Annotated in this window: 12 protein-coding genes; 7 read left to right on the top strand and 5 right to left on the bottom strand. The window is 70.7% G+C overall.

The genetic code is table 11. The features are described from left to right. Nucleotide 1 precedes the first annotated feature (1 nt). Nucleotides 2-2,737 (bottom strand): FAD-binding and (Fe-S)-binding domain-containing protein, encoded by a 2,736-nt coding sequence (locus OG738_RS22375; RefSeq protein ID WP_329056334.1) that lies wholly within the window; start codon nucleotides 2,735-2,737, stop codon nucleotides 2-4. Between the two features lie 37 nt (nucleotides 2,738-2,774). Between OG738_RS22375 and OG738_RS22370 the strand changes: the two genes are divergently transcribed. Further along, complete coding sequence (locus OG738_RS22370; protein ID WP_329056333.1) at nucleotides 2,775-3,587, top strand: PHP domain-containing protein; 813 nt, start codon at nucleotides 2,775-2,777, stop codon at nucleotides 3,585-3,587. Here OG738_RS22370 and OG738_RS22365 read toward each other — a convergent pair. Continuing rightward, nucleotides 3,543-4,607, bottom strand: a complete 1,065-nt coding sequence (locus OG738_RS22365) for a Glu/Leu/Phe/Val dehydrogenase dimerization domain-containing protein (protein ID WP_329056332.1) — start codon at nucleotides 4,605-4,607, stop codon at nucleotides 3,543-3,545. The genes OG738_RS22370 and OG738_RS22365 overlap by 45 nt on opposite strands. 77 nt (nucleotides 4,608-4,684) lie before the next feature. Between OG738_RS22365 and OG738_RS22360 the strand changes: the two genes are divergently transcribed. The 3 genes from OG738_RS22360 (at nucleotide 4,685) to OG738_RS22350 (ending at nucleotide 6,146) form a co-directional block, all read left to right on the top strand. Continuing rightward, nucleotides 4,685-5,188 carry an Lrp/AsnC family transcriptional regulator gene (locus OG738_RS22360; RefSeq protein WP_329056330.1) on the top strand — a complete coding sequence of 168 codons (504 nt, stop codon included), beginning with the start codon at nucleotides 4,685-4,687 and terminating at the stop codon, nucleotides 5,186-5,188. 93 nt (nucleotides 5,189-5,281) lie between these two features. Then, nucleotides 5,282-5,539 carry a hypothetical protein gene (locus OG738_RS22355; protein WP_329056329.1) on the top strand — a complete coding sequence of 86 codons (258 nt, stop codon included), beginning with the start codon at nucleotides 5,282-5,284 and terminating at the stop codon, nucleotides 5,537-5,539. Between the two features lie 40 nt (nucleotides 5,540-5,579). Beyond that, nucleotides 5,580-6,146 (top strand): GNAT family N-acetyltransferase, encoded by a 567-nt coding sequence (locus tag OG738_RS22350; RefSeq protein ID WP_329056328.1) that lies wholly within the window; start codon nucleotides 5,580-5,582, stop codon nucleotides 6,144-6,146. 46 nt (nucleotides 6,147-6,192) lie between these two features. Here the strand turns inward: OG738_RS22350 and OG738_RS22345 are convergent, their stop codons facing one another. Next, a complete protein-coding gene (locus OG738_RS22345; protein ID WP_329056327.1) occupies nucleotides 6,193-8,913 on the bottom strand; it encodes a GH92 family glycosyl hydrolase in 2,721 nt (906 codons plus the stop codon). 247 nt (nucleotides 8,914-9,160) lie between these two features. Then, nucleotides 9,161-9,793, bottom strand: coding sequence for a YigZ family protein (locus OG738_RS22340; RefSeq protein ID WP_329056326.1), 633 nt, complete (start codon nucleotides 9,791-9,793; stop codon nucleotides 9,161-9,163). Nucleotides 9,794-10,337: 544 nt separating this feature from the next. Between OG738_RS22340 and gltB the strand changes: the two genes are divergently transcribed. Together gltB and OG738_RS22330 are read left to right on the top strand one after the other, a co-directional pair. Then, nucleotides 10,338-14,909, top strand: a complete 4,572-nt coding sequence (gltB, locus tag OG738_RS22335; protein ID WP_329056325.1) for a glutamate synthase large subunit — start codon at nucleotides 10,338-10,340, stop codon at nucleotides 14,907-14,909. Continuing rightward, the gene (locus OG738_RS22330) at nucleotides 14,902-16,350 is read left to right on the top strand and encodes a glutamate synthase subunit beta (RefSeq protein WP_329056324.1); all 1,449 of its coding nucleotides are present in this window, start codon (nucleotides 14,902-14,904) and stop codon (nucleotides 16,348-16,350) included. Before gltB ends, OG738_RS22330 begins: the two co-directional genes overlap by 8 nt. A gap of 55 nt (nucleotides 16,351-16,405) precedes the next feature. Here the strand turns inward: OG738_RS22330 and OG738_RS22325 are convergent, their stop codons facing one another. Continuing rightward, on the bottom strand, nucleotides 16,406-17,278 hold the full coding sequence (locus OG738_RS22325) for an SDR family oxidoreductase (RefSeq protein ID WP_329056323.1): 873 nt from the start codon (nucleotides 17,276-17,278) through the stop codon (nucleotides 16,406-16,408). Nucleotides 17,279-17,359: 81 nt separating this feature from the next. Here OG738_RS22325 and OG738_RS22320 point away from each other — a divergent pair, with 81 nt between their 5' ends. Then, nucleotides 17,360-17,932, top strand: a complete 573-nt coding sequence (locus tag OG738_RS22320) for a TetR/AcrR family transcriptional regulator (protein ID WP_329056322.1) — start codon at nucleotides 17,360-17,362, stop codon at nucleotides 17,930-17,932. Nucleotides 17,933-18,033 lie beyond the last annotated feature (101 nt).

The raw sequence follows: 18,033 nt of genomic DNA, 5'->3' as shown, positions 1-18,033 counted from the left end.
CTCAGGGCAGCGCGCGCCGGAGGAGTTCGGCCAGGTGGACCGGCTTCCGGCCCGACTCCTGCTCGATCTGCGTGCGGCAGCTGAAGCCGTCCGACACCACGACCGTGTCCTCCGAAGCGGCGCGGATCGCCGGCAGCATCCGGTCCTCCGCGACCGCCTTCGACACGTCGTAGTGGCCGCGCTCGAAGCCGAAGTTGCCCGCCAGGCCGCAGCACCCCGAGTCCAGCGTCGTGGCGCGGACCCCGGCCGCCGCGAGCGCCGACTCGTCGGCGCCGAAGCCGAGGACCGCGTGCTGGTGGCAGTGCACCTGCGTGATCGCGTCGACGTCCAGGGCCGCGAACGGGACCGGCGCCCGCTCCAGCAGCTCCGCGAAGGTGAACGTCCGGGACGCCAGCACCGCGGCACGCGCGTCACCCGGCAGCAACGCCGGCAGGTCGCCGCGGAACAGGGCCGTGCAGCTCGGTTCCAGCCCGGCCACCTCGTAGCCGTCTTCGAGGTACGGCGCGAGGACGTCCAAAGTCCGGGTCAGGACGCGGCGCGCGACGCCGAGCTGGCCCGTAGACACCCACGTCAGTCCACAACAGACTCCGCGGTCCGGCAGCACGACGTCGTAGCCCGCCGCGGTCAGCACCTCGAGAGCGGCCTCCAGTACCGAGGGCGTCAGGTAGTTGTTGAACGAGTCCGGCCACAGGACCACGCGCCGCTCCCCCGACGCCCGGCGCCGGAGATCCGCCCGGCTGCGCGTAAATGGCACCGAAGCGAACGACGGCAACTCTCGTTCCGGCGCGATTCCGCCCAGCCGTTTCACCAAGCCCGCCAGCCGGGACCGCCCGACGGAGTTGACGAGCCGAGGCGCCCGGGCGCTGAGCCGCAGCCACAGCGGCAGCCAGCCCATCGAGTAGTGCGACGCCGGGCGCAGCCGCCGCCGGTAGTGCTGGTGCAGGAACTCCGCCTTGTACGTCGCCATGTCGACGTCGACCGGGCAGTCGGACAGACATCCCTTGCAGGACAGGCACAAGTCCAGGGCATCGTGCACTTCGGACGAACGCCAGCCGTCCTTGATCACCTCGCCGTTGAGCATCTCGGCCAGCAGGTGCGCGCGCCCGCGTGTCGAGTGCTGCTCCTCGCGGGTGGCGCGGTAGCTCGGGCACATCACGCCGCCGCCGCTGGTGTTGCGGCACTTCCCCACGCCGACGCAGCGCCGCATCGCCTGGCCGAAACTCCCGCGATCCTCGGGATAGCCGAGAAAAACCGTGTCCTCTATGGACGGTGGTGCCGGGCGGACGCGCAGGTCCGCGTCGATCGGCCGCGGCGCCACCAGGATGCCGGGATTCATCCGCCCGGCCGGGTCGAAGATCGCCTTGAACCGCCCGAACAGGGCCATCATCTCCGGGCTGTACATCCGGGACAGCAGCTCGGACCGCGCCTGGCCGTCGCCGTGCTCGCCGGACAGCGAACCGCCGTGCGCGGCAACGAGGTCGGCGGCCTCCTCCAGGAACCGCCGGAAGCCCGCGATCCCCGACGTCGACAGCAGGTCGAAGTCCAGCCGCAGGTGCAGGCAGCCTTCGCCGTAGTGCCCGTAGACCACGCTGCGCCGGCCGTGCGCCCGCATCAGCTCCTTGAACTCGCGCAGGTACGCGCCGAGCCGCTCGGGCGGGACGGCGGCGTCCTCCCAGCCCGGCCAGGCCTCCGAGCCGTCCGCGAGCCGGGTCGCCAGGCCGGCGCCCTCCTCGCGGATGCGCCAGAGCCGGCGTTGCGCGGCCGGGTCGTCCACGATCGCGAACCCGGTGAGCTCCAGTGACGCCGCCAGTGCCCGAGCCCGCGAAGCCGGATCGTCGCCGGCCAGCTCGACGAACAGCCACGCGCCGCCCGGCGGCAGGTCGCCCGCGCGGCCCGGCAGCATCGCGACGAGTTCGGCGTCGACGCCCTCGACGGTCAGCGGCGACCACGGCAGGATCCCCGGCACGGCGTCGGCGGCGGCGATGTCGGATGGGAAACCCAGCACCGCCAGCACCCGCCGTTGCGGCAGCTCCGCCAGCTCGACCGTCGCTTCCAGCACCGTGACGCAGGTGCCTTCCGAGCCGACGAGCGCCTTCGCGACGTCGAACCCGTTCTCCGGCAGCAGGTGTTCGAGTCCGTAGCCGGACACACGCCGCGGCCACGTCGAAAGTTCCTTGCGCAGCAACGCCAGGTTGTCCCGTACGAGGGCGCGCAGCTCGTCGAAGATCCGGCCTTCGGTGGGCTCGTCGCGACCGACTCGAAGCCGCGTTCCGTCGTAGAGCAGGACGTCGAGCGAGCGGACGACGTCGACCGTGCGCCCCCACGCCACCGAGTGCGAGCCGCACGCGTTGTTGCCGATCATCCCGCCGAGCGTGCAGCGGCTGTGCGTCGACGGGTCCGGCCCGAACCGCAGCCCGTGCGGCGCGGCGGCCGCCTGCAGGTCGTCGAGGACGGTCCCGGGCAGCACCCGCGCGAGCCGGGCTTCCGGGTCCAGCGAAAGCACCCCGCGGACATGGCGCGAGGTGTCGATGACCAGGCCCGGCCCGCACGCGTTGCCGGCGACGCTCGTGCCGCCGCCGCGCGCGATCACCGGCAGGTCGCGGGCGCGCGCCTCGGCGACCGCGGCGACGACGTCGTCGACGGTCTCCGGGAGCACGACGCCGCGAGGCACGTGGCGGTAGTTGGACGCGTCGGTCGTGTACAGCGCGAGCGTGGCGGCGTCGGTGAGGATCTCCACACCCCCATTCAAGTCGATCGGTGCGACGATGCGCCGGGTGACGATCGACTTGCACGCCCACAGCACGGCCTCGGACGGCACGACCCCGCCCGCCCACCTGCCCCGGCTGGCCGCCGAAGCCGGGCTGAGCGTGTTCGCGCTCACCGACCACGACACGTTCGCCGGGCTGGCCGAGGCGTCGCGGGCCGCCGCGGACGTCGAGCTGGTCCCCGGGGTCGAGATCTCGTGCCGGCTCGACGACGCGGAGGTGCACCTGCTCGGGCTGTTCGTCGACCCCGGGCACGCGCCGCTGGCCGCCGAGCTGGAGCTGATCCGCACCGACCGGGCCCGCCGCGCCGAGCGGATGGTCGAACGCTGCCGGGAGCTGGGTGCGCCGATCACGCAGGCGCAGGTCCGCGCCATCGCCGGCGGTGCTCCGCTCGGCCGTCCGCACGTGGCCGCGGCCCTCGCCGCGGTGGGCATCGCCGACGCGTTCACCGCCGACTGGATCGCCGACGGCGGCCGCGCCGACGTGCCGAAGCACGTGCTGGCCACGGCGGACGCAGTCGCGCTGGTCCGCGCGGCAGGCGGGGCGGCGGTGCTGGCCCACCCGCGGTCGGTGAAGCGCCGCGCCGAGGTCACCGACGCCCAGCTGGCCGGGCTCGCGTCGGCCGGGCTGGCCGGGGTGGAGGCCGATCACCCGGAGCAGCCGCCGGAGGTCCGGGAGCGGCTGCGGGCCGTCGCCGCGGAGCTGGGGCTGCTCGTGACGGGCGCCAGCGACTTCCACGGCGACCGCAAGCCGGTCCGCCTCGGCGAGTGCACGACCTCACCCGACGTGCTCGCGGGTCTCCGAGAAGCCGCCAGAGGGTGAGCCGGCCGTGAGCCGCCGTCCGGCCAGCGCGGCCGCCTCTCGCAGCGGGGTGGTCGCGTTGGCTTTCGCGGCCGCCAGGAGGTCCGTGACGGTCTTCTCGATGGTCTCGACGCGGCCGAGCGCCGCGTCGTTGTCCAAGCCCTCCGCTTCGCGCGAGAGCGTGTAGAGGATCCCGCCCGCGCTCGCGACGTAGTCCGGCACCCACAGGACGCCGCGGGCGGCGAGGTCGTCCGCGACGGCGTCGCCGGTCAGCTGGTTGTTGGCCGGGCCGACGACGAGCGGGGTGTCGAGCGGGGTCTCCGCACTCAGGACCCCGCCGACCGCGGCCGGGATGACGACGTCCGCGGTGAGGGTGAGCGCTTTCTCCGGCTCGGCCCAGCTCAGCCCGCGCTGTTCGGCTTCGGCGCGCTTCGCCGGGTCGATGTCGGAGACGACGATGTCGGCGCCGGCCCGCTGGAGGCTCGCCGCCAGATGGGCGCCGACCGAGCCGTAGCCGCTGACGACCACCCGCCGGTCGGCCATGTCGGCACTGCCGAACACGGCGGTGGCCGCGGCCCGGAGCGCGGCCAGCACACCGACGGCGGTCGGGCCGCTGGAGGAGCCGGTGCCCCCGGCGGACTCGGGCGTGCAGAACGCGAACGCCGAGACCTCGCGCAGCACCTGCATGTCGGCCGGACCGGTGCCGACGTCCGGGCCGGCCAGGTACGTGCCGCCGAACTCCGCGACCAGGTCGGCGTGGTCGAGGAGGACGTCCCGGCGCTCGCGCGGCGAGAGGACACGGCCGGGCTCCAGCGCGATGACGCTCTTGCCGCCGCCGAACGGGAGCCCCGCGACGGCGCACTTCGCCGTCATCGCGGCCGACAGGCGGAGGACGTCGTCGACGGCCTGGGTGAGGCCGGTGTAGGGCTTCAGGCGGCAGCCGCCGACGGCCGGGCCGAGGGCGGTCGAATGGATCGCGACCATCGTGGTGACGCCGGATCGACGGCCACGGCGAGTGACAAGGTGCTCATGTGCGGTCATACCGACCGAAGTTAGAGTGATCGTCGACGGTGTCGGCAAGCTGCCGAACGAAATTCGGCGATGGTCAGGAGGCCACGGTGCTCGACGAACTTGATTCGGCGATCGTCCGGCAGCTGCAGGAAGACGCGCGGCAGACCAACCGGGACATCGCCCGGAAGGTCGGCATCGCGCCCTCGACGTGCCTCGAACGCATCCGGTTGCTGCGGGAGCGGGGTGTCATCCGCGGCTACCACGCCGACATCGACCTGGCGAGCCTCAACCGCGGCGTCCGGGCGCTCGTCGCGGCGCAGGTGCGGCCGTTGAGCCGGGCGGTCATCGACGAGTTCCAGCGGTCCATCGCGGAACTGCCGGAGGTGCTCTCGGTGTACGTGACCGCGGGCAGTGACGATTTCCTGATCGAGGTGACCACCCCCGACATCGACACGCTGCACGCGTTCCTCGCCGACCGGCTCGCGTTGCGCCGGGAGATCGTCGGTTTCCGGACGTCGATCGTTTTCCGCCACCTGCGGAAGACGACGATTGAGCCGCTCGGCGGAGGGTATCCGGATGTCACCCGGTATGACGCGACACGCCACCCCTAGGTGTTTCCCCTCAATACCCCGGTTCGCACGCTCAAAGGCGGAAAATGTCGGTGGTGGGCGGTCTAATGGGTCCGACGGGAAGGAGGCGCCGCCATGATCACCGAACTGAACCACCGTGAGCGGGCCACGTTGAGAGCCGTGGCCGGGGGCCACGCCGAGATCAGCTGCAGCTGCGAGCCCGACCTGTTCATCGACGGCCTGAGCTGCTGCGACCAGTCCACCGTGCACCGCCTCGCGCGGCTCGGCCTGATCGCACCCGCCAGTCCCGGCAAGTGCGGCGAGCGGGTGCCCGCCGTGCTCACCGAGGCCGGTTCGCTGGCGCTGGACGAGGTTCTCGCGGTCGCCGCGTAATCGCGTTGCCACCCACTGGGGTCACTGACAGCATCACCTGATGCACGTATTCCTCGAAACCGAGCGGCTGATCTTCCGCCGGTTCACCGAGAACGACGCCGACGCGCTCTTCGCGCTCTACGACGACCCGGCCGTGATGAAGTACCTCAATGGGGGCCGGCCCGCGGATCGCACCGAGATCGTCACGCTGGATCTCCCCGCGTTCCTCGGTTACTACGAGCGTTTCCCCGGTTACGGGTTCTGGGCGGCGATCGAGAAGAGCAGCGGCGATTTTCTGGGGTGGTTCCATTTCCGCCCGCGCCCGGAGGATCCGGTGGACGAGCCGGAGCTGGGGTACCGGCTGCACCAGCGGGCATGGGGCAAGGGCTACGGAACCGAAGGCTCGGCGGCGCTGCTCGCGAAGGGCTTCACCGAGCTGGGGGTCCGCCGCGTGACGGCGTTCACCATGACGGTGAACAAGCGCTCACGCCGCGTGATGGAGAAGCTGGGGATGACGTTCGTCCGCACGTACTTCGAGGAGTTCCCGGAGCACGGGCAGGCGCCCGGCAGTGAACAAGGCGAGGTCGAGTACGCCATCACCCGCGAGGAGTGGCTGGCGCGGTCGTGAGTGAGAAACAGCGTTCTAACCCTGTTTCTCACTCACGACCGGTTGGTCAGCGGTAGACCTCGAACTCGTAGATCCGGGCCGCGCCGTCGCCGTTGTTGGTCGGCGTGGTGACGTTCAGCTTCACGTACCGGGCCGACCGCGTCGCGATCGGGTGATACGTGCGGCCGGCCCGGGAACCGGACACCGACGCGACGGTCGTCCAGGTCGAGCCGTCGGCCGACGTCTGGATCGTGAACGCGCCGGTGTTCCAGCCCGTGGTCTCGCCGCCGAGGCCGGCGTGCTTGACGACGAACGACGACACGTTCTGCGCCGATCCGAGGTCGACCTGGAGGAACTTCGTCGCGGCGGTGCTGCAGAACTTGCTGTTGTTCGCCAGGCTGCCGTCGACCGCGTTGGCCGCGCCTTCGGCCGAGTTGCACGGTGCCGAGCCGGTGGCCGCCTTGCCCTGTGCCAGGTTCGTGCCGAGGTCCGGCGCGGTCGGCGGCGGCGTGAACCCGTCGTTGTACGACGGCGGGACGTCCGACGCGCTGGTTCCCCAGGCACTCGGCGAGGAGCCCATCGTGTAGCTCAGCGTCGACGCGCCCGCGATGTCGCCGTAACGGATCCACGACTTCGTCGTCGCGGTCCCGTTGACGCTCAGGCCCTGCACGTACTGCGCACCCTGGCCCGCGCCGCTGCCGGTGATCCTGATCGTCCCGCTCGGCCGGACGATCGAGACCGCCGGGAACAGCGGGCCGTGCAGGGCGAGCACGTCCGCGCCCGGGGTCGCCGGGTACATCCCCAGCGCGGCGAAGACGTACCACGCCGACGTCGCGCCGAGGTCGTCGTTGCCGGGCAGGCCGCCCGCGCCGGTGGTGAACGACTCGTTCAGCACGCGCCGCACCGCCGCGCTGGTCCCCTGCGGGTGGGCCGCGTAGTTGTACGCCCACGGCACGCCGTGCTCGGGCTCGTTGCCGATGTAGAAGTACGGCTGGGTGAGGCCGCCGTTGAGCTGGGTGAAGTGGTGGTCCAGCCGCTGGACGGCGGTCTTCGGGCCGCCCATCAGGTTGATCACGCCCTGGTAGTTGTAGGGCACCATCCAGGTGTACTGCGACGGGTTGCCCTCGGTGTAGCCGCTGTTGCTCGACGGCACGACCGGCCACGCCCACGTGCCGTCGCTGCCGCGCGGCTGGACGTAGCCCGAGTCGGGGCCGAACACGTTCTGCCACCACTGGGCGCGCTGCATGTACGTGGTGTACTTCGCGGTGTCGCCGACGGCCTTCGCGAACTGCGCCACCGCGAAGTCCGACGCCGAGTACTCGAGCGAGTCGGACGGGTCCTCGGTGATGTAGTGGCGGCTGACGTACCCGGACTGGCGGCCGCGGATGGCCTGCCCCTGCGTCGTGCCACCGTTGGAGCTCTTGTCCATCAGCGTCAGCGCCGCCGCGGTGTCGAAGCCGCGGACACCGAAGGCGTACATGCTGCCGACGATGATCGGCCCGGGGTCACCGGTCATCACGAAGTGCTCGTTGCTGTTGTGCGACCACTTGGGCAGCAACCCGCCCTGCTGGCCGTCGAGCACCATCGACTTCGCGATGTCACTGGCTTCGTTCGGCGCGACCAGGCTGATGAGCGCGGACCACGACCGGTAGATGTCCCAGCCGGAGTAGTTCTGGTAGACGGTGTGGGACGCCGTGTGGACCGCTTGGTCGAATCCGCGGTACTGGCCGTTCGTGTCGCTGGCGATGTTCGGGTTCTGGAACACGTGGTACAGCGCCGTGTAGAACTTCTGCAGGTCCGCGGCCGCACCGCTGTCCACCTGCACGCGGTTGAGGATGGTGTTCCAGCTCGTGTCGGCCGCGGCCCGGGTCGCGGCGAAGTCGAAGCCGGGGTTCTCGGCGGCGAGGTTGGCCTGCGCGTTGGCCACGCTGACGAACGAGATGCCGACCTTGGCCTGCACGATGGTGTTGCTCGAGGTGTCGAAGGTGACGTAGCCGCCCGAGTTCGTGCCGCTGGTGCTCGCGGAGCCGGCGTTCACCGTGCCGCCGAGCCAGGTGCCGAACCCGCTGGGCGCGCGGTCGAACTGGATCACGTAGAAGATCTGGTACGTCTTCGACGAACCGCAGAAGCCGCCGCCGGTGACCGAGCCGGTGAGCTGGCTGCCGGTGATGCTGATCGATCCGGTGCGGCTGCCGGTGGCGCTGCGGCCGGTGTTGACGAGCAGCCGCGCCGACGTCGTGTTCGGGTAGGTCAGCTTCATGGCGCCGGACCGCTGGGTGGCCGACAGCTCGACGGTGGTGTTGTAGTTGTCGAGCTTGTTCTTGTAGTAGCCGGGCGCGGCCGACTCGTTCGCCTTGGTGTAGCGGCCCCCGTACCCGGTCCAGCCGGTGCCCGGCGAGGTGCCGATCGCGCCGGTGATCGGCAGCAGGCCGAGGTCTTCGTTGTTGGCGCAGCCGGCGCCGTTGAAGTGGGTGAGGCTGAATTCCTCGATGCTCGTGTCGCTGTAGCGGTAGCCGGACGGCGACGCGGTCGGGGTGTCCGGGCTGAACTGCACCATTCCGAACGGCACGACGGCACCGGGGTAGGTGCTGCCGCCGGCGCCGCCGGGCACCGGGTTCGGCGAGTTGCTGTTGTCCGTGCCGATGAAGGGATTCACGTACTGCGTAAGGGCGAGCGTCGCCGCCCCGGCGGACGTGGTGGGCAGCGCGGCGAGACCCGCCCCCACGACGACCGCGGCGAGCGTGGCCGCGCGCAGCCGTCTGATCAGCCTCGAGCGTGGTCCGGACATGGAACCTTCCCTCCTTGTCGCACGCTTTCCGCCGGGCGACAACGTTGTCGGGCGATGCGGGTGGTGAAGTGAGGCAGGCACAGCCGGTGGTGACAACGTTGTCAGCTGGGCGCGAGCCGCGCTGACGACGTCGTGGTGATCGAAGTGGTACCGGAACTCGGTGGCAGGACATGGTGCCACGAAAGAACGTGATCGCGGTAGCACCGAAAGTTTTGGTGCACGCCAAGCGAATCCGGGACCGGACCACTCAGCGCCGGTGGACCACCCAGTGGTCGCCGAGTTCCGTCGTCGTCGCTTCGCCGTTCGTCAGGTCCGCGAGCCAGCCCTCGAAAGCCGGGACCTCGTCCGGCGCCAGCCCGATCTCGAAGCGGGCAGACTCGTCGAAGCGGGACGCGTGGAGCAGGTACGGCGACGCGCGCAGGTCGTTCTCCAGGCGCCCCGCGCGGTCGTAGCTCACCGCGACCTCGACCAGCCTGAGACGCCGGTGTTCTAGTACACCAACCACTTCCAGTGCGTCCGAAACGGACTGACCGTACGCGCGGATCAACCCGCCCGCCCCCAGCAGCACGCCGCCGAAGTACCGCGTCACCACCGCGACCGTGTCCGTGAGCGCACGGCGCCGCAGCACTTCCAGCATCGGCGTGCCCGCGGTGCCCGTCGGCTCACCGTCGTCACTGGACCGCCGGGTTCGCCCATCCGGCCCCAAAACGAACGCGTGACAGTGGTGCCGCGCGCCCGGATCGGCGCGCCGGCGGGCCGCGATGAACTCGCGCGCGGCCTCTTCCGACGGCACCGGAGCCAGCGCGCAGAGGAACCGGGAGCGCTTGATCTCGATCTCGTGCACCCCGGAACGAGCCACGGAGAGATAACGATCAGTCATCGGACGAGTCCGCCATGCACCCAGCTTGCCACCTCGCCGAGGTGCCGCGGCACGTGCCCCAGGCCACTTCGGACAGACGTTTCCGCAGGTCACGAGGGCTACGGACCGACCGATGGGAGAGCCGGCCCGGCATATGGGACTACCCCGGGGCCCGTCAACGCAAGCGTGGCATTTCCCACCCCGGGACAACGACGTATGTCGATAACAGCGAATTCACACTATCGTCATAAGACCCGGCGAACCCGGGAGTAACACCGCGCGCTCCGGCTGACCCCCACCACCGTGGTCTGCCTGCGCGCGCAGAAGCACCGGCATGTTCGGCTGCCCAGCGTTGTGCGGCCTCCCAGATGACCCGCGTCCGGTTCCGAGCATCGAGCCCGGCCGACGCTTCGCGGCATCTAGCACTGTGACACCGACAACGCCGACAACAGCAACTGTTCTCGACTGACCATCGCGGTCCCGGACCACTTCGTTAACCGGTTCAGCTCGAACCACTCGATGAGGTGAGTACCGGTCGCGCCAACGCCTTGGGAGGCGGCCAGCCGTGACCCACCGTGCCCGTTCCCTGCCCTCCGCGGGGCAGCAGCTCAGCAACGCCGAGGCCGAGGGCCTCTACCGCAGCGACTACGAACACGACGCCTGCGGTGTCGCCTTCGTCGCCGACCTGACCGGACGACGCGATCATGCGATCGTCGCCAAGGCCCTGGTCGCGTTGCGCAACCTGGAACATCGCGGGGCGCGGGGCGCCGAACCGGACACCGGCGACGGCGCCGGGCTGCTGATCCAGATCCCGGACGAGTTCTACCGCGAGGTCGTGGACTTCGAGCTCCCCGAGCCGGGCACCTATGCCGTCGGCACGGCTTTCCTGCCGCTGGACGAAAAGCGCCGCGGCCGGGCCATGACGACCATCGAGCGCATCGCCGCCGAGGAGGACATGCGCGTCCTCGGCTGGCGCGAGCTGCCGGTGCACACCGAGCACTGCGGGCCGACCGCGGCGGAGACCATGCCGCACTTCACGCAGCTGTTCCTCACCGCGCGCCGCCCGAAGCCGGAGCACTCGGACCCGCTGCACATCGAGCGCAGCGCCTTCTGCGTCCGCAAGCGGGCCGAGCACGAACTCGTCGAGGAAGACGTCTACTTCCCCAGCCTGTCCTCGCGCACGATCGTCTACAAAGGAATGCTCACCGAGGGCCAGGTCGAGCGGTTCTTCGCCGACCTGACCGACGAGCGCGTCACCAGCGCCATCGGCCTCGTGCACTCCCGCTTCTCCACCAACACCTTCCCGTCGTGGCCGCTCGCGCACCCGTACCGGTACGTCGCGCACAACGGCGAGATCAACACCCTGCGCGGCAACCGCAACTGGATGGACGCCCGCGAAGCCCTCCTCGAAACCGACCTGGTCCCGGGCGACCTCAAGCGGATCTACCCGGTGATCACCCGCGGCGCCAGCGACTCGGCGTCGTTCGACGAAGTCCTGGAGCTGCTCCACCTGGGCGGCCGCTCGCTGCCGCACGCGGTTCTCATGATGATCCCGGAAGCCTGGGAGAACCACCAGGAAATGGACCCGGCGCGACGCGCCTTCTACGAGTTCCACTCGACGCTGATGGAGCCGTGGGACGGCCCGGCGCTCGTCGCCTTCACCGACGGCAGCCAGATCGGGGCGGTCCTGGACCGCAACGGCCTGCGCCCTGGGCGCTACTGGGTGACCGACGACGGCCTCGTCGTGCTCGCCTCCGAGGTCGGCGTGCTCGACATCGACCCGGCGACGATCGTCCGCAAGGGCCGTCTCGAGCCCGGCCGGATGTTCCTCGTGGACACCGCCGAGGGCCGGATCGTCGAGGACGACGAGGTCAAGACCGAGCTGGCGACCGCGCACCCGTACGACGAGTGGGTCGAGGCCGGCCTGCTGAACCTCGAAGACCTGCCCGAGCGCGACCGCGAGGTGCCGCTGCACGCCGCGCTCGTCCGCCGCCAGCAGGCGTTCGGCTACACCGAGGAAGAGCTCGAAGCCATCCTCGAGCCGATGGCCCGCACCGGCGCGGAGCCGATCGGCTCGATGGGCAACGACTCGCCGATCGCGACGCTGTCCAGCCGCCCGCGGCTGATCTTCGACTACTTCATCCAGCTGTTCGCCCAGGTCACGAACCCGCCGCTGGACGCCATCCGCGAGGAGCTCGTCACCGCGCTCGGCACCCAGATCGGCGCCGAGCCGAACCTGCTCGTCGGCAACGCCGCGTCGTGTCGCCGGATCGCGCTGCCGTTCCCGGTGCTCGACAACGACCAGCTCGCCAAGCTGGTGCACGTCAACGACGACGGCGACCTGCCGGAGTTCCAGGCCGTCACGGTGCTCGGCCGCTACAACGTCCACGGCGGCGGCGAGGCGCTGGTCCAGCGGCTCGACGAGATCCGCGCCGAGGTGTCGGAGGCGATCGAGGACGGCGCGCGGCTGATCGTGCTGTCCGACCGCGGCGTCGACGAGAACCACGCGCCGATCCCGTCGCTGCTGCTGACCGGCGCCGTGCACCACCACCTCGTCCGCGAGAAGACGCGCACGCAGGTCGGCCTCATCGTCGAGGCCGGCGACGCGCGCGAGGTGCACCACATCGCGCTGCTCATCGGCTACGGCGTCGCCGCGGTCAACCCGTACCTGGCGATGGCGACCGTCGAGGAGATGGCCCACCAGGGCCTGATCCCGGGCGTGACGCCGAAGGAAGCCACGCACAACCTGATCAAGGCGCTGGGCAAGGGCGTCCGGAAGACGATGTCCAAGATGGGCGTCTCGACCGTCGCGTCCTACACCGGCGCGCAGATCTTCGAGGCGGTCGGGCTCGGCGAAGAGGTCATCGACAACTGCTTCACCGGCACGACGTCCCGCCTCGGCGGCGTCGGCTTCGAGACGCTCGCCGACGAGGTCGCGAAGCGGCACAAGTACGCGTTCCCGGCCGACGGCGTCCGCCTCGCCCACCGCGAGCTGGAGACCGGCGCGGACTACCAGTGGCGCCGCGAAGGCGAGCCGCACCTGTTCAACCCGCAGACGGTGTTCAAGCTCCAGCACTCCACGCGGTCCGGCAAGTACGAGATCTTCAAGGAGTACACGAAGGCCGTCGACGACCAGTCCGAGCAGCTGCTGACGCTGCGCGGGCTGTTCGACTTCAAGTACGGCAAGCGCGCGCCGGTGCCGATCGAAGAAGTCGAACCGGTCTCGGAGATCGTCAAGCGGTTCGCCACCGGCGCGATCTCCTACGGCTCGATCTCCATGGAGATGCACCAGACCCTCGCCATCGCGATGAACCGCCTCGGCGGGAAGTCCAACACCGGTGAGGGCGGCGAAGACGCGGAGCGGCTCTACGACCCGGAGCGTCGCTCAGCGGTCAAGCAGGTCGCGTCCGGCCGGTTCGGCGTCACGAGCGAGTACCTCGTCAACGCCGACGACATCCAGATCAAGATGGCGCAGGGCGCGAAGCCCGGCGAAGGCGGGCAGCTGCCCGGCGCGAAGGTGTACCCGTGGATCGCGAAGACGCGGTTCTCGACGCCGGGCGTCGGTCTCATTTCGCCGCCGCCGCACCACGACATCTACTCGATCGAGGACCTCGCCCAGCTGATCCACGACCTGAAGAACGCCAACCCGAAGGCGCGCATCCACGTGAAGCTGGTCTCCGAGGTCGGCGTCGGCACCGTCGCGGCCGGTGTGTCCAAGGCGCACGCCGACGTCGTGCTCATCTCGGGCCACGACGGCGGGACCGGCGCGTCGCCGCTGTCGTCCATCAAGCACGCGGGCGGCCCGTGGGAGCTGGGCCTGGCCGAGACGCAGCAGACGCTGCTGGCCAACCGGCTGCGCGACCGGATCGTCGTGCAGACCGACGGCCAGCTCAAGACCGGCCGTGACGTCATCGTGGCGGCGCTGCTCGGCGCCGAGGAGTTCGGCTTCGCAACCGCGCCGCTGGTGGTGTCCGGCTGCATCATGATGCGCGTCTGCCACCTCGACACCTGCCCGGTGGGCGTGGCGACGCAGAACCCGAAGCTGCGCGAGAAGTTCAGCGGCAAGGCCGAGTACGTCGTCAACTTCTTCGAGTTCATCGCCCAGGAAGTGCGCGAGTACCTGGCGGAACTCGGTTTCCGGTCGATCGCCGAGGCGGTCGGGCACGCCGAGTTCCTCGACAAGCGCAAGGCGATCGACCACTGGAAGGCGGCCGGGCTGGACCTGTCGCCGATCTTCCACGTGCCCGACATCGCCCCGGCCGGGCTGCGGCTGCAGCAGACGCAGCAGGACCACGGGCTCGAGAAGGCGTTGGACAACACGCTGATCCAGCTCGCCGAAGGGGCCCTGAACTCCGGTGACAAGGTGCGGCTGGAACTGCCCGTGCGCAACGTCAACCGGACCGTCGGCACGATGCTCGGCTCGGAGCTGACCCGGCGGTGGGGCGGCGAAGGCCTGCCCGACGACACCATCGACGTCACCTTCACCGGGACCGCCGGCCAGTCGTTCGGCGCGTTCGTGCCCAAGGGCATCACGCTGCGGCTCTACGGCGACGGCAACGACTACGTCGGCAAGGGTCTCTCCGGCGGGCGGCTGATCGTGCGGCCGTCGAAGGACGCGCGGATCGCCGCCGAGGAGCACATCATCGCCGGCAACGTGATCGCCTACGGCGCGACCAGCGGCGAGATCTTCATCCGCGGCAAGGTCGGCGAGCGGTTCTGCGTGCGCAACTCGGGCGCGCTGGCCGTCGTCGAAGGCGTCGGCGACCACGGCGGCGAGTACATGACCGGCGGCCGGATGGTCGTGCTGGGTGCGATCGGGCGCAACTTCGCGGCCGGCATGTCCGGCGGCATCGCCTACGTGCTGGACCTGCCCGCGCACCGCGTCAACCCGGAGATGGTCGACATCGACCCGCTCGACTCCGAGGACGCGGACTTCCTGCGCGAGACGCTGGAAAAGCACTACGACGAAACGGAATCCGCGGTCGCGCGGGAACTGCTGGCCGACTGGGACGCGGGCGTCGACCGCTTCGGGAAGGTCATGCCGAAGGACTACAAGCGCGTGCTCGCGGCCCAGGTGCAGGCGGAGCGGGACGGGCGCGACGTGAACGAGGCGATCATGGAGGCCGCACATGGCTGACCCCAAGGGCTTTCTGACCACCACCCGCGAAGAGCCGAAGCGCCGTCCGGTCGACCTGCGGCTGATGGACTGGCGAGAGGTCTACGAAGACTTCGCGTCGACGAAGCTGGAGAAGCAGGCCGGCCGCTGCATGGACTGCGGGATCCCGTTCTGCCACCAGGGCTGCCCGCTCGGGAACCTCATCCCGGAGTGGAACACCCTGGTGTGGCGGGAAGACTGGCAGCAGGCCATCGAACGGCTGCACGCGACGAACAACTTCCCGGAGTTCACCGGCACGCTGTGCCCGGCGCCGTGCGAAACCGCGTGCGTCCTCGGGATCAACGACGATCCGGTGACGATCAAGCGCGTCGAGATCTCGATCGTCGACCGCGCCTTCGAAGAGGGCTGGGTGACGCCGCAGCCGCCGACCGCGAAGACCGGCATGAAGGTCGCGGTCGTCGGGTCCGGCCCGTCGGGACTCGCCGCGGCGCAGCAGCTCACGCGCGCGGGCCACAGCGTCGTGGTCCTCGAGCGGGCCGACAAGATCGGCGGGCTGCTGCGCTACGGCATCCCCGAGTTCAAGATGGAGAAGCACCGGCTCGACCGGCGCCTGGCGCAGATGGAGGCCGAGGGCACGGAGTTCCGCACCTCGGTGAACGTCGGCGTCGACCTGCCCGTCGCCGAGCTTCTGGCCCACGACGCCGTGGTGCTCGCGGGCGGGGCCACCGACTGGCGCGACCTGCCGATCCCCGGCCGGGAACTCGACGGCATCCACCAGGCGATGGAGTTCCTGCCACCGGCCAACCGGGTCGCTTCCGGTGACCTTTCCGAGTCGCCCCACTCGGCCGCGGGCCTGGACGTCGTCGTGATCGGCGGCGGCGACACCGGCGCGGACTGCGTCGGGACGTCGCACCGCCAGGGCGCTCGTTCGGTGACGCAGCTGGAGATCATGCCCAAGCCGCCGGAGTCCCGTTCGGACGCCCACCCGTGGCCGACCTACCCGATGATCTACCGCGTGTCCTCGGCGCACGAAGAGGGCGGCGAGCGGCTGTACGCGGTGAACACGCAGGAGTTCCTCGGCGACTCCGACGGCCGGGTCCGGGCCTTGAAGCTCGTCGAGGTGCGCAACGAGGGCGGCAAGTTCGTCCCGGTTCCCGGAACGGAACGCGAGCTGCCGGCGCAGCTCGTCCTGCTGGCGATGGGCTTTCGCGGGCCGCAGAAGAAGGGCTTGCTCGAGGACCTCGGCGTCGAGCTGGACGCGCGCGGCAACGTGGCGCGCGACAAGGCGTTCAAGACGAGCCTGGACAACGTGTTCGTGGCCGGCGACATGGGCCGTGGCCAGTCCCTGATCGTCTGGGCGATCGCGGAGGGCCGCAGTGCCGCGGCCGGCGTGGACGCCTACCTGACCGGGCGCGACGTCCTGCCCGCCCCGATCGCGCCGACGGACCGGCCGATCGCGTAGCCCGGCGCCGGCGGAGGTGTCACTGTCGCCACCTCCGCCGGCGCTGTCCCACTTCTCAGCCGTAGTAACCCTTTTCGAGGTCGTCCAGCAGTCCCGGGTGCGTCGGCTGCCAGCCGAGCAGTGCCTGCGTGGCCGTGCTCGAGGCAGGCTGGTCGATCGCCAGGATCGCGCCGAGGAAGCCCAGTTCGCCGGCCTCGACCGACGTCGCGGGCAGGCCGAGGCGGCGGCCGACCACTTCGGCGACGTCGCGGATGGCCACGCCCTCGTCGCCCACCGCGTGCAGCACCGAACCCGCCGGAGCCTGTTCCAGCGCCAGCCGGCACAGGTGCGCCGCGTCGAGGACGTGCACTGCGGGCCAGCGCTGCGTTCCGTCGCCGACGTAGGCCGCGATGCCCTTCTCACGTCCTGCCTTGACGAGGCGCGCGATGAGCCCGTGCGCGTCCCCTTCGCCGTGCACCGAGCGCGGCAGCCGCAGGACGGACGCACGGACGCCGCGTTCGGCCGTCTTCAGCACGGCGCGGGCGACCGCCAGCCGGCCCGCCACCGGGCCGAACCCGGCGGGGTCGTCCTGCTCGGTCGCCGTTTTGCCGGGCACCGACGGCGTCCCGGACGCGGCGACGAACGGCTTGCCGTCCAGCACCGCTCCCAGCGTTTCGACGAGTGCCGCGTCGGCGCGGACCGACTCTTCCATCCGGCTGAAGTCGTGGCCGAACGCGAGGTGGACGACCCCGTCGGCGCGGTCCGCTGCCGCCTCGAGCGTCTCGAGCTCGGTCAGGTCGCCGCGCAGCACCTCGGCACCCATCTTCGTGACGGCCTGCGCCGACGCGTCCGACCGGGCGAGGCCGACGACTTCGTGGCCGGCTTCGAGGAGTTCGGGTACGAGCGCCGAGCCGATCCAGCCGGACGCCCCGGTGACGAAGACACGCATGAGAACCTCCCTGTGATGACACCTGGTGACATCACCGTAGCACGTCCGACGACACCTGGTGTCATCACTTAGACTGGGGGCATGAGCCGCTGGGAACCGAACGCCCGCGAGCGCCTGGTGCGCGTCGCGGTGGAGTCGTTCTTCGAGCGCGGCTACGACGACGTCACGGTCGCCGAGATCACCGAGCGGGCGGGGCTGACGAAGCGGACGTTCTTCCGGCACTTCGCGGACAAGCGCGAGGTGCTGTTCGCGGGCCAGGACATCCTGAGCCGCATCTTCACGGAGGCGATCGCGGCCGCGCCGCCGTCGGCCACCCCGATCGAGGCGGTGGCGGCGGCACTGGCGGCCACCGAAGCGGCGTTCGACGCGGACCGCCGGGCCTCGGCGCGGAAGATCCAGCAGGTGGTCGCGGGCCACGCGGACCTGCACGAGCGCGAGCTGCTGAAGCGCGCGAAGCTCCGGTCCGCGATGGCCGACGCACTGCGCACTCGGGGCGTCCCGGACCCGACGGCGAACCTGGCCGCCGAGATCGGCGGAATGGCGTTCACGACGGCGTTCGCGAGGTGGGTGGCGCCGGCGAACGAGCAGGGCTTCGGCGAGCTGGCCCGCGAAGCCCTGTCCGAACTCGTGGAAGCGGCGGCCGCGCTCGGCTGAGGAACCGGCTCAGGAGGCCTGGTCTTCGTTCGACCGGTCGTCGTTCTGCCGCTCGCCGGTCTCCCGGTTCCTCGAGACGGCCTGCACCACGAGGTACCCCG

This window comes from Amycolatopsis sp. NBC_01488 (genome assembly GCF_036227105.1).
Taxonomy (GTDB): Bacteria; Actinomycetota; Actinomycetes; order Mycobacteriales; family Pseudonocardiaceae; genus Amycolatopsis.
Note: the sequence above shows the minus strand (reverse complement) of the source record. Positions and strands in the feature narration are given on the sequence as shown.